Genomic DNA, 13,161 nt, shown 5'->3' with positions numbered 1-13,161 from the left:
TTGTGTTAAGAAATATCTCTTGACAATTTAGAACTACGATTGTAAACTCGGTTAATAAATTACATTTGTAAACCGAAAGAGGAGTCGACATGAAAAGTATTTTGAAAGTAGTTAATTTGAAAAAAGTATTCCAGAAAGCGAATGGTGAATCCCATGTAGCCGTGAACGGAATTACATTTGATTTAAGAAAAGGTGAAATCTTTAGTTTTTTAGGGCCAAATGGTGCAGGTAAAAGCACGACGATTAATATGGTAACCACACAACTATCTCCAACTTCTGGTGATATTTACATTAATGGTGAGGATATTAAGAAAAATCCGATTGCGGCTAGAGCGAAAATTGGAATTGTTGCCCAACATAATAATTTAGATCGTGGGTTAACAGCTTATGAAAATTTGATTTATCATGGTCGTTACTTTGGTTTAAGTGAAAAAGAAGCAAAGGATCGTGCTAATGTGCTATTAAAAGATTTTGGTTTGTATGATTGGAAAGATGATTATGTTAAAAGTTTTTCAGGTGGGATGGCTCAACGTTTGAAAATTGCTAGAGCCATCATGCATAAACCTGATATTTTATTCCTAGACGAACCAACAACAGGGCTTGATCCAGGCTATCGTGAAATTCTTTGGAATCATGTATTGAAATTAAATAAAGAGAATAAAACGACAGTCTTTTTAACCACACACTATATGGAAGAGCCAGAACGCTTTTCAGATCGAGTAGCAATTTATAGTAAGGGCGAGATAAAAGCTATTGGAACCATCGATGAATTGAAAAAAGAAATTCCATCAGAAAACCTCATTTACTTAAAAGTTGATAAAACAACAGATTTATTCTTCAAACAAATTTCAAAATTAGAAACAGTAAAAAATATTAATAAAGTTAATGATAAAGAGTATCGTATTTACCCTTATGATAGCAAAAAAGCACTGACAGAAATTCTTCATTTGTTTGATACATCAATGACGAAATTAGAAAAGATCCAACTAAGTTCAACTACTTTAGATGACATCTTTATCCATTTAACAACAACGCACGAAGGGGAGAAATAATATGAATAATCAAGTGAAAACATCAACAGTCTTTTGGATTATGGTTAAAAGAGATTTAGTCATTCAACTAAGGAACTGGGCAGAGTTTATTTTTAGGGTAGCGATGTTGCCATTTATTTTAATCTTAACTTATGGTTATGTTCTACCTAAAATAGGTATTTTATCAGAAGATTTCCCCAATCAAATGTTCCCTGGGATGATTGGTATGAGTTTGCTAATTACAGGTATTCACGGAACAGCTGTCCCATTGTCAATGGATTTTAATAATTCGAGAGAGATTGAGGATCGTTTACAAGCCCCAGTTAGTATTAAAGTAACCGCTTGGTCGAAGATGGTTGTCGGGATTATTGAATCATGGATTGGAGCGTTAATTGTTTCACCGGTTTCGGTTATTTTCATGGGAAGTTACTTGAATTTCTCAATGACATCAGTAGATATTCTACAGTTGATTTTAATTCTATTAATTAGTTCAGTTACGTCTGCAACGTTAGGATTATTAGTAGGAACAATTGTTAAACCAATGCAAATTGCGGCAATGTTCCCAGGCTTTCTAATGCCAATTATCTTTACTGGGGCTATTTTCTTCAATTGGGCATCTTTAAGTGCTATTCCAGTAATGAAAGGGTTGGTTTTATTAAATCCCTTAGTATATATTAATGAAGCGTTAAGAAGCACAATGATTGAAACGTCGGATGCCATGCCAATTTGGTTAAGTTTAGGTGGAATTGTCGTATTTACTCTTGTGATGGGAATTGTTGGAATGAAACGATTCAAGAAAATGGCAGCCCGTTAATAGTAGATTTTTGAGTGAAACTACCTAAAGATGATAAAAATATAAAGGAGAGGATAAAAAAATAAAAAGTTGAGGAGAATGTAAAATGTTAATTAAAAAGACAGCAACATCAAATGACTATGAATTAATTTTAACTATTTGGGAATTGTCAGTCAAAGCGACACATCACTTCCTTAGTTCGGAAGATCAAGCCTTCTATAAAATGCAGATTCCAAAATTCTTAGATGCAGTAGAGCTATCTCTTTGGTATAACGGAAATCAAGTAGTTGGTTTTAGTGGAGGTAATGCTCAAGAATTAGAAATGCTTTTTCTAGATCCAAAGTATATAGGCAAAGGTTATGGTAATTGGATCTTAACGTGGTTGATCGAGCATAAAAATATTCGGTACATTGATGTGAATAAGCAGAATAAAAATGCCAAAGAATTCTATTTAAAACATGGTTTTGAAGTAGCATCTGAAAGTCAGACAGATGGGTTTGGCAAACCTTATCCAATATTGCATTTGAAAAGATAAATGAATGAAGTAAAAAAGGCTTTCAGAATTTTTCTGAGAGCCTTTTTTATGGTCTAATCTTCTTTTTTTCTTTCCTTTATTTTTATTTCGTCAGGTAAAATAATATCAGTATTTTTTGAATTTAAGTTTCTCATCAATTCGTCACTAAACTTTTCTTTTAGAATGATTTCTTTGTCTACCTCTTTAATAGAATCACTTGCAGGGGTAGGTGGATTAGGAATATACGGGTTATCATTAGACATAAAAAATCCTCTTTTCTTTAGTTTATTTGATAGTTATATTTTATCATGAAATATCTTTAAAACCTAAATAAATAAAGCGTTCTCATTCTATACTCGATCAGACCGTAAAATACTATAAAAGGCTACATCAACAATCCCTTGGTTATTTAATCCGGCTTTTCTTAAAATCCCTTCAAAGGTCATTCCAGATTTCTCCATAACTCGGCCAGATCCAGGGTTTTCTATATCGTGTTCTGCATCAATTCGGTTCACATCAGTTGTTTCAAATAAAAATTCAATGACTTTTGTTAAAGATTCACTCATATAACCTTGATTCCAAAATTTTTCACCTAATGCATAACCTAGTGTTTTCGATTTAATTTTGGGCTTATCCTCAATAACAGAAATATTTCCAATTAATTGATTGGTTTCTTTTAGTATGATTCCCCAGTCTACAGTGTCACTTTTTTCTTGGAAGGTTAACCAATCTTTTGTTATATCGACGGAAGAATGTGGAGCCCAAGTTAGATACCTTGCTACAGCTTCAGAACTTGTCCAATTTTCAAAGACTTCTTCAGAATCAGCAACGGTCATTTTTCGTAATGTTAAACGTGGTGTCTCTAACGTTTCTACCATTTTAATCACTCCTCATTTTTTATAGTTAATTTAAGTAATCGTAGTTTAGACAAGTTAGTCAGTGTTGATTTTTTCTAAATACCAAGGACGAATGGGACCTGAAGAATTTTGACTATCAGAGGTATAAATTTTTGTCATAGTTAAACGATCATCACAAAGAGAAAATTTATATCTCGCAGAGTTATCACTGCTAGAAAAAGAACTGTAACCACTTGTAGTGTTAAAAAAACCGACAGCATCTTCTGGAGCTAAGATGCTGAGTTCAAGTTGATTTGTTTCAAGATTTTCATAAATATCTATCTCCATAGGCCAATTTTGTTCTGTGGATTACCGTCTACTTAGTAGATATTCTTTAGATAATTTTATTTGATTGATCTTAGAAGTCGTTGTATTAGTTAGTGTGGAGCTATTAACTGTTTGAATTTTTTATTTTTAGGTTTACACCCATAAGCAAATAGACTAAAACTAATTAAGATAAAAAAGATTATCTTTTTTTATTCAAACATCACCTTTTTAATTGATAATTTTATCATAGTTATTTAAATAAAAGGTAGTAATAAATTTTTTTATCCTAAATATATCAGAATAAGTGGTTTTATCTTAGCTTATTTTTCTAACTTTCAATTAGTTAATTAAAAATTAGAAAAAAATAAGTCTATAGACCGATGAGTTAAAAAAAATCCGCATTATAATTAAGGTACGTATTAAAAGAAAGGTGGTTTATTTATGAGGAGAAATATATTATCTATAGGTATTTTCACATTTTTATTTCTTATGTTTTTGACGAATACTGAGGTTCACGCATCTGAAAGAGAAAATTTAGAAGAAACCAAAGAAGCAGTGATTAAAAAGGTTCCAATATCAGATTTTGAATTAAAACAAACTGCTGAAGTTTATGGGGAAAATCATAAAAAAATTAAGAATAGTTGGGATGATCATTGGGAACAGTTTACATTTTCTGATTACAATATTTTTATCACTAATGGATCTAAAGCTTACTTTATTTCAGATGATAAAGTAAACAATGTAGATTTAAATAGTTATTCAGCCAAAAAAGCATTGAAAAAAGCTGATAATACAGTAGGATCTTTTAGTAAAATTACTTTTAATAAAAAAAGAAGTATATCACTATTTTTAGGTAAATCTGCTGATGTTTTTACAGATATTGAAAGAGATAATTTTTATGATCTTGCTATGCATGAATCTTTTCATTTTTATGAACAAAAAAATTGGCCGGAAGAATCTGGTTATGAAAAAAGAGGAACATCATATCCTATTCAAGAAAAATCAAGAACACTACGAATAAGTATTTATGACCGCCTGTTATTAGGATACAAAGAAAAAGATGCGGAGAAAAAGCAAGAATATATTTCAGAAGCTGCCTACTTACATGACCGCTGGAAAAAAGAGTTTAAGCAAGAATACTTAGAGACATTATCTACAGATATTTCAGAAGGTACTGCTTCATATTTTGAAAAAAGTTTGCGACGTTTTTTAAGTGGAGATGAAATAGACGGCATTTACCCTATTGATACAGTGGTTACTGAATTATCTGGAAATGCTGAAATTGAAAGCTATATACTTGGAGATTTAGCGTTATCTTTAATAAATCAATTAAATAAAATAGATACAATTGAATTTAAAAAAAATAAAAAGTCACCTTTAGACCTTTTATTTGAAACGAGTGCAAGAAAAAAAATTGATTTAGATCAAGAAAATATAGTCTTACCAATTAAAAAAAATTTTAATAATATAAATAAAACAATTGGAGAATCATTTGATGAATTAATAAGAAAAGATTCTCAAGGATCAGCAACTTACATTAATATTTCACTTGCTGAATTTACAGATAATCTGACAAGTCAAGGTGTATACTTATTTCCTTCTATTCAAAAATCAGGGATAATAAATACCACTATACAAAATGAAAAAATAATGATAAAACATAAAAATATTTTTATGTTTGAAACGTATTTACAAATTCCAGTTGAAAAAGAAGATGTGGTAATCGAAAAAAATCGTCTATCAATAAAAAATAAAGAGGGATTGATAATAGATAAAATGAAATTTAATAAAAAAAAGGACAGTAATGGTAATAATGTGTATCAAATAAAAACGAGTATTTTCTCTTATATAAAAATGTATTTTGAGTAAAAAATTATACAGAAAAAAGTATTACAGAAGGTATCTCTTATTTTATAATTTTTTGAAATCACTCCAAGTGCTGCTCCTGTGACCATTGCAAAAGCAAGCATATCAATCTGTAAAATAAGGTAATAATAAAATATGTTCTTTTTTTTCATAAAATAATTAATCATTTATAAATTTTTAAAACATTGTGTCAGTTTACTAGAAATGTCTACGTTAATTGTATCATGGGGGCCTTTTTGTAATTGTTAAATGGTATATTTATTGTTAGTTAGAAACATTTTTTTATAGTATTAGTGTAAATCTCACAAATCAAAAGGTTTTTGTGTTATACTAATATAGTAATTGAATTTGACATGTAATAAGGATACTAAATATATATTTATAATTCTTCTTTTGCTTATCAAACGTCTATTGCAACAAAACGCATACTAAGATATGCATAGGAGGAAATTATATGAATAACGGTACAGTAAAATGGTTTAATGCAGACAAAGGTTTTGGTTTTATTACAGGAGAAAACGGTGAAGATCTTTTCGCACATTTCTCAGCAATCCAATCAGACGGATTTAAAACACTTGACGAAGGTCAAGCAGTAACATTTGAAATTGAAGAAGGCCAACGTGGAATGCAAGCTGTTAACATTCACAAAGCTTAATTTTAAAGGGTAAAAAGATCTAATTATTTTAGGTCTTTTTTTTTGAAGGAGGAAAATAATTATGGGATTTGGACAATGGAAACCGCAAGAAAAGATAATAGAAAACCAACAATTTTATAAAAATCAAAAAGTATCTTTCGTATACAAAAAAGAATTATATGAGGGTAGAATTAGTAAATTATTGATCAATTCGGCAATTGTCACAGTTCCTACATTTTCTAAAACAAGCACTTTATCAGAAAAAACAGTGATTAGTTATAAAGATTTGATTAAATAGAGTTATAGTAGATAATAAAAATAAAGTGGGACTAAATTTGTTTTTAAATAAATTTAGCCCTATTTTGTTTTTTATGAAAATTTTCATAATTTTTTTCATTAAAAAAGCACAAAGCAGATTAAAAAGTGTTAGAATATGTTCAAGGTAAGTGAAAGGAAGATTACTTTTGAAAGTTATGAAGCAGTTATTCGTCATATTTTTATTTTCTTTTTTAGGAGAGATTGTCTCAAAAATCATCCCCATTCCAGGAAGTGTGATAGGCATGGTGCTTTTATTTTGTGCCCTTCATTTTAAATGGATTAAGATGAATCAAGTAGAGGATACCGGACATTGGCTTATTAATAATATGGGACTATTTTTCGTTCCAGCAGGAGTTGGCTTAATGGCTAATTTTGATATGTTAAAGGACATTTGGTGGCAGTTACTTATTATTATGGTTATTACAACGGGGCTGATGATTGTCTTTGTGGGACGTGTGGTTCAACGAATTAAACGTCGTTTTGATAAAAAAACTCTATTAAAAAAGGAATTAAAATCTCATGTTGAATGATATATTGAAAAATCCCTTACTTTGGATTACGTTGACATTTGGTTTTTACTTGTTATCTAGCCATTTAAAAGCCAAGTATCCTTCCAATCCATTATTTACACCTTTATCTTTTACGATCATTGCAATCATTATTTTGTTGATGGTTTTTGATGTTCCATTAAATACTTATCAAGAGGGTGGCAAGTATTTTAGCTTGTTTATTACACCGGCAACAGTTTCTTTAGCTATTTCCTTAGAGAAAAATTTTGATTATCTCCGTCGTTATTTTCCAGCAATTTTAAGTGGTATTTTTTTAGGCGTTCTTTTCCATACGATGTTGATTTTCTTATTTGCGAAAGTCTTTAATTTTAATCAAGAAATGGTCATAACGTTGATTCCCAAATCCATTACGACAGCGATTGCGGTAGGCGTTTCTGATTCTCTAGGTGGAATTGTTTCTCTAACCGTTGGCTTAGTGGTAATCACAGGCGTTTTGGGCGCTATGATTGGACCAAGTGTTATGAAATGGTTTGGTGTGGATGACCCAGTGGCGCAAGGGATTGCTCTAGGTAGTGCGTCCCATGCGATTGGAACATCACGTGCGATTGAGATGGGAGAAGTCCAAGGAGCTATGGCGGGACTTGCAATTGTGGTGACTGGTATAACCGTTGTGGCATTAGCGCCTATTGCAGCGATTGTTGCTAGTTGGGTGATTTAAAAAAATAGTCAGTATTCAGTGGGCCTGATTCACTGAATACTGACTGTTTTTTTAGGTGTCGTTTCCACTTTGCTTCTTTTTTTATTTATTAGTATAATGGTGATGCTTTTATTCAGAAGGAAACACAAAATAATCAAGACAATGAACGGAGATATAAATTATGACAACTAATTTTTGGGCAGAGTTACCAAAGCCCTTTTTTATTTTAGCACCGATGGAAGATGTGACAGATGTGGTATTTCGACATGTGGTAAAAAAAGCTGGTGCACCAGATGTCTTTTTTACAGAATTTACTAATTCAGATAGTTACTGCCATCCAGAGGGCCGTGATAGCGTGCGGGGCCGTTTAGTTTTTACGGAAGATGAGCAACCTGTTGTGGCGCATATCTGGGGAGATAAACCGGAATTTTTTCGTGAGATGAGTATTGGATTAGCAGAAATGGGATTTAAGGGAATTGACTTAAATATGGGATGTCCTGTACCTAATGTGGCAGATCGTGGGAAAGGGAGTGGATTAATTTTAAGACCAGAAGTAGCAGCTGACTTAATTCAAGCAGCTAAAGTTGGGGGCTTACCTGTAAGTGTGAAGACTCGTTTAGGTTTTAAAGAACTGTCAGAAATGGAAGCGTGGATTACACATTTATTGAAGCAAGATATCGCTAATTTATCGATTCATTTAAGAACAAGAGATGAGATGAGTAAGGTAGAGGCTCATTGGGACTTAATTCCCGAAATTATGGCTATTAGAGATAAAGTGGCGCCAAATACTCTCATTACAATTAATGGTGATATCCTAGATCGCCAACAAGGTATGGAACTAGCAGAAAAATATGGCGTTGATGGTATTATGATTGGCCGAGGAATTTTTAAAAATCCTTTTGCTTTTGAAAAAACACCAAGACAACATAGTTCTTCAGAATTATTAGGATTACTACAAATGCAAATAGATCTACAAGACAAGTTTAGTGAATTAGTACCGCGATCAATTGTTGGTTTACATCGCTTCTTTAAAATCTATGTTAAGGGATTCCCGGGTGCTAATGATTTACGAGTGAAATTGATGAATACTAAATCAACAGACGAAGTGAGAAATATTTTGGAAGAATGTAACTTTCATATTATAAAGGACTGATTATCCTTATAAGGTTTTTTATTGTCTATCTAATAAGATGTTTTATTCTTAAAAGTTGAATACTTTGTATATATGTAAAAAGAAGATGGTTATTAATCATCTTCTTTTTTTTATTAAAAAACAAGACTATTTTATTACAAAAAAACATTTTTAGAGTATATACTGTTATTTAAAATAAATTAAGACATATAAAGTCTTATTAATAAGACAATATATTAATATAAAAGACTTATTAAAAGGATTAATATCTATAAAATTTTATACCTAAAAATTATAAAAAAGTAATCAAAATTTTTTTATTGTTATTTAATTATTACTATAACGTTTTAAAAATAAAAAAGAAAGATGCTTTGTTTTAGTAAGTTTGGTAACGTATACATAACTAATTGTTGTTAAAATCACAAAAAAATGATGTTGTTATATTGCATATGGTGGTGTAAAAAGAGAGAATGTCATTTGAAAAATAACCTCTATAATTGAATTTGCCGAATAAATGAAACCGTGAATAAGTACGATGTCTACCCAGACGTCGTTTTTTTTACGAGTATTTTAAAAATAAGGGATGGGGAAAAGTTGAATAAGAATTTAAAAAAAGCGTTAGTCTTTTTTGTGACGTTTTTATTTACTGCGCAGTCATTTTTACCAATTATGGCGTTAGCGGAAAATGAAAAGGTGACAGGTGTATTATTAGAAACATTTAAGGTTATTTCAGAGAGTGAAGAAGAAATTGCGACAGAAATAACAGCTCACGTAACTAATGTAACAGAAGTAGATGAAAAGTTTGAAATTCTTTTGAATGAAGGAATAGCAGCAACTGTTTCAAGTACTAGTGGGGCAGTACAAGAAGATGTTGCGATTGAGAATGGCAATAAACTTTTAATCAATAGCCGAGCTCAGAGTCAATCAGCTCTTAAAATTAAATTGAGTATTCGTCGTGATTCAGTTGAAGGCCTAAGTGAATTGAGTGCCTCAACTATTTCACAAAAAATAACGGTACCATTAGAAATGAAAAAATATGAAATTGAATCATCAGATATATCAGAAATGGATACTTCTACAACAGCCTCTTCAGAGGAAAAAGAAATAGTTAAAGAACAACCTGTAGTCAAACAACAGATGCAAAGAAATGTAGTGGATCAACCCTCTAGTCTAGAGATGATTTTAGAGCTTAATGGTTCTAAATTTAATGGGATACCAATTATTAATGAAAATGATACATTTACTTTTCGTTTAGGGTATCAAGCAGGATCGACTGATTTAATAGGAAAAACAGTTCCGATTATTTTTCCAGAAGAGTTAGAACTGCCCGACAGTATTTTAAAAGTTCCAGCAGGAAATGAAAATATTGAAAGCATTACTCGTGATCCCAATAATCCCCAAAAAATTAATATTAAATTTAAAGATAGCACGATTAACAGTAATGGTGAATTTACGATTTCTGGTAAATATCATTTAACACAAAAAGAAAAAAATGAAGAACGTCATTTATCTTGGTCTTTGGATGGAGATGAAGGCACAGTCACAATTATCGAAAAAGTACCAGGGTCAAAAATTCCAAGTACCAACTATAAAAATCGAACTAAAAAAAATGTTGAAAATGGTAATAAATATGCTATCACCCAAGATGAAAAGGGTAAGGTTACTATTACTGAAAATAAACAGGCCAATGTTAAATACAAATTAAATTGGGAAACAGCTGAAGGAGTGACTGGTGGAACGATTACGGATGAAATTGATTCACGATGGAACATTAATTCAGATGTATCAAAAATAAAAGCTAAAGTAACAACAACAACCGTTATGGATGAATTGAATGAAGTAACAGAAACAAAAGAGTATCCATTGGACGCTTCTAATATTGTTATTGTAGATAATAAATTAACATTAACAAATATTAATTTGCCAGCAAATTCTAAGTTAGAGCTGAACTATACTGCTTTTATGACAGAATCTGGTAAGGAAGAGCTTATCAAGGAAGCTGAAAAAGAGTTAGAAACAAAAGATCAAGGTAATTATGTTGTTAAAAACATTGCTAAATTCAATGATAAAGAAGAAACAGGTCAATTTTCAATAGGCTATTCAAAAGCAACAAAACCAGGAGTTATTGATCCTAATCAAGAGAATACCTGGGACATTATTAATAAAACAGTGGATCAAGATTTTATGAAACATCGTTTAACAGATGATGGTTATTTTATTGATGAAGCAGATAAGCCGACAACGGTTGATCTAAATTATCAAGTCGATATTAATTTGAATAAGTTTAAAACAGAAGGAACAAACGCTTTAAAAGAAAATACCGTTTTGGTTGATATTTTACCGACAAATATTGAATATCAAATCTCAGCGCTTAATGTAATGCAGGGTGATAAATCAATTGGAAAAGATGTTAGTAGTCAATATCAAGAAATTCATGATGGTGATATGATTACTGAGTTAGCTAAAGCACCAGTCTTTTCTTATGCTTTAAAAAATGGCAGATTATATGTGAATGTAGGTAAAGATAAAAATCAGTCGTATCAATTAAAAATGACACTAAAGGTTAGTCGGATGATAAATGGACAATACGTTGGAAAATACAACCGTCCAACTTGGTCTATTAGAAATTGGGCGATATTACATGATGGTCCTAATCAGTACCCGACATACGTTGATACGGGGATAGAGAAGAAAGAAACCGTGACTCCTCCTGTCAAAGAAGATAAAGCCTTTAAAAAGAATGCTAAAAGTAATATCCAAATTGAAAAAGGTGAAGCAGCAACTATTGACTATGCGTTTGAGATTAATGGATGGGATAAACCAATTAGTCGCATGGATGATTTTGAATTAATTGATTGGGTTAACTTGGATTATTTTGATGAATCAGAGTTATTAAATGCTAAATTATCTGGAGAATTAGGTTGGGGCGAAAGAGAACTGGCAGATTTATTAACGCTTTCTCTAGGTGATAAGAATGAAAATAATGAACAACAATTAATCATTCGACCGAACGATAAATTTAAAGAATTAGCAGCAGGTTTTCAAGATGGTAAACGCATGAAAATTAATTTATCTTTGAAAACAAAAGTCTTTGACAAGAAGGTATTACTAGATATTAAAAATACAGCAACTTTCAATGTCAAAGGGCATGAAGAAGTTTATACAAGTACTAAAGAAACAGAAGTTAATTCTTTTGGTGATGAGATGGCTTTAGATAAGCAAGTTGCTTCAATGGACGAGCAAGTCTTTAAAAAATCTTTAAACCTGGATATGAAAGAAAAAAATAGTGATGATATCGTGGTTTATCAAATTAAATTATTACCAAATGGTGGTTATACTGGTGCTTTTGGTTTTGAAGTGATTGATGAATTACCAAAGGAGATTGAATTTTTAGGTTTTGTTCCTGAAAATAACTTATTTACTTCTCTTCCAACAGAAAAAAATAAATTATCAGAAATTAAATTATTAGATAAATCAGGTAAATATCAAGCAGTTTATGACAATAATGAAATTAAAATAAGTAATTCTAAAGGGAACAATATTCAAGGAAAAGAGACCAGTGTTTATTTTTACGCACGAGTAAAATCCTATGAAAAAGATCAACCTATTATTAACTCTTTAAAAAATACAGATGTTGAAGCAACTGTTGTTCCTAAAGTAGTCAGTCTACCCATTACAAAAATTTGGGAAGATTATGACAATCACTTTAATACTCGTCCAGACAGCATTAAAGTAGCTTTGTTACAAAATGAAAAAGAATTTAAAGAAATAGAATTATCAGGACAAGACAATGAATGGACTTATAATTTTACTAATTTACCGCAACAAGATGCTTTAGGTAATGACTATCGATATACAGTGCAAGAAATCAAAGTACCAGAAAACTACACAAGTAAAGTGGAAGGTACAACGATCACGAACACTTACGTTAATAAAGATACTGTTGAAGTCCCAGTAACTAAGATTTGGGAAGATTATAGTAACCAATTTAATACTCGTCCAGAAAACATTACCGTTGAATTACTTAAAAATGGTAAATCAGAAATGGTTCAAGAGTTAAAAGGTGATTCAGACAAGTGGAGTTATACTTTTAAAAATCTACCTAAGTATGACAACAAAGGGAAAGAATACAGCTACAGCGTCAAAGAAATCAAAGTACCAGAAAACTACACAAGTAAAGTAGAAGGCACAACGATTACAAATACTTACGTCAATAAAGAAACAACAGAATTACCAGTAACCAAGATTTGGGAAGATTATAGTAACCAATTCAAAACTCGTCCAGAAAACATTACTGTTGAGTTATTGAAAAATGGAGAGTCAGAAAAAGTAGAAGAAATAAAAGGTAATTCAGACAAATGGATTTACACTTTTAAAGACTTACCTAAGTACGACAATAAAGGTAAAGAGTACAGCTACAGCGTCAAAGAAATCAAAGTACCAGAAAACTACACAAGTAAAGTAGAAGGTACAACAATTACAAACACTTATGTCAATAAAGAAA

The 13,161-nt window shown here is 31.0% G+C and carries 13 protein-coding genes; 10 read left to right on the top strand and 3 right to left on the bottom strand.

Going from position 1 to position 13,161, the window contains the following annotated elements:
• Positions 1-89 precede the first annotated feature (89 nt).
• The 3 genes from FM121_RS02020 to FM121_RS02010 all read left to right on the top strand — a co-directional run bounded on the left by FM121_RS02020 (position 90) and on the right by FM121_RS02010 (position 2,359).
• Positions 90-1,052 carry an ABC transporter ATP-binding protein gene (locus FM121_RS02020; protein ID WP_086950485.1) on the top strand — a complete coding sequence of 321 codons (963 nt, stop codon included), beginning with the start codon at positions 90-92 and terminating at the stop codon, positions 1,050-1,052.
• Position 1,053: 1 nt separating this feature from the next.
• Complete coding sequence (locus FM121_RS02015; protein WP_086950484.1) at positions 1,054-1,845, top strand: ABC transporter permease; 792 nt, start codon at positions 1,054-1,056, stop codon at positions 1,843-1,845.
• An 85-nt stretch (positions 1,846-1,930) separates the two neighbouring features.
• Positions 1,931-2,359 carry a GNAT family N-acetyltransferase gene (locus FM121_RS02010; RefSeq protein WP_086950483.1) on the top strand — a complete coding sequence of 143 codons (429 nt, stop codon included), beginning with the start codon at positions 1,931-1,933 and terminating at the stop codon, positions 2,357-2,359.
• 53 nt (positions 2,360-2,412) lie between these two features.
• Here FM121_RS02010 and FM121_RS02005 read toward each other — a convergent pair whose 3' ends face one another.
• The 3 genes from FM121_RS02005 to FM121_RS01995 form a co-directional block, all read right to left on the bottom strand.
• On the bottom strand, positions 2,413-2,601 hold the full coding sequence (locus FM121_RS02005) for a hypothetical protein (protein ID WP_086950482.1): 189 nt from the start codon (positions 2,599-2,601) through the stop codon (positions 2,413-2,415).
• 87 nt (positions 2,602-2,688) lie between these two features.
• Positions 2,689-3,216: a GNAT family N-acetyltransferase gene (locus tag FM121_RS02000; protein WP_086950481.1), complete on the bottom strand. Its 528-nt coding sequence runs from the start codon at positions 3,214-3,216 to the stop codon at positions 2,689-2,691.
• Between the two features lie 54 nt (positions 3,217-3,270).
• Positions 3,271-3,522: a hypothetical protein gene (locus tag FM121_RS01995; RefSeq protein ID WP_086950480.1), complete on the bottom strand. Its 252-nt coding sequence runs from the start codon at positions 3,520-3,522 to the stop codon at positions 3,271-3,273.
• 420 nt (positions 3,523-3,942) lie between these two features.
• On the opposite strand from FM121_RS01995, the gene FM121_RS01990 reads away from it, so the two are divergent.
• The 7 genes from FM121_RS01990 to FM121_RS01960 form a co-directional block, all read left to right on the top strand.
• Complete coding sequence (locus FM121_RS01990; RefSeq protein ID WP_086950479.1) at positions 3,943-5,370, top strand: hypothetical protein; 1,428 nt, start codon at positions 3,943-3,945, stop codon at positions 5,368-5,370.
• Positions 5,371-5,821: 451 nt separating this feature from the next.
• The gene (locus FM121_RS01985) at positions 5,822-6,022 is read left to right on the top strand and encodes a cold-shock protein (RefSeq protein ID WP_086950478.1); all 201 of its coding nucleotides are present in this window, start codon (positions 5,822-5,824) and stop codon (positions 6,020-6,022) included.
• Positions 6,023-6,083: 61 nt separating this feature from the next.
• A complete protein-coding gene (locus tag FM121_RS01980) occupies positions 6,084-6,299 on the top strand; it encodes a hypothetical protein (protein WP_086950477.1) in 216 nt (71 codons plus the stop codon).
• 175 nt (positions 6,300-6,474) lie between these two features.
• Positions 6,475-6,849 (top strand): CidA/LrgA family protein, encoded by a 375-nt coding sequence (locus FM121_RS01975; RefSeq protein ID WP_256958397.1) that lies wholly within the window; start codon positions 6,475-6,477, stop codon positions 6,847-6,849.
• Positions 6,839-7,546: an LrgB family protein gene (locus FM121_RS01970; RefSeq protein ID WP_086950475.1), complete on the top strand. Its 708-nt coding sequence runs from the start codon at positions 6,839-6,841 to the stop codon at positions 7,544-7,546. Before FM121_RS01975 ends, FM121_RS01970 begins: the two co-directional genes overlap by 11 nt.
• Positions 7,547-7,706: 160 nt before the next feature.
• Positions 7,707-8,678, top strand: a complete 972-nt coding sequence (locus tag FM121_RS01965) for a tRNA dihydrouridine synthase (protein ID WP_086950474.1) — start codon at positions 7,707-7,709, stop codon at positions 8,676-8,678.
• A 573-nt stretch (positions 8,679-9,251) separates the two neighbouring features.
• On the top strand, positions 9,252-13,161 hold a 3,910-nt coding region (locus FM121_RS01960; RefSeq protein ID WP_143597052.1), incomplete at its 3' end, for a Cna B-type domain-containing protein.

The organism is Vagococcus fluvialis bH819, from assembly GCF_900163795.1.
Classification (GTDB): domain Bacteria; phylum Bacillota; class Bacilli; order Lactobacillales; family Vagococcaceae; genus Vagococcus; species Vagococcus fluvialis_A.
Note: the sequence above shows the minus strand (reverse complement) of the source record. Positions and strands in the feature narration are given on the sequence as shown.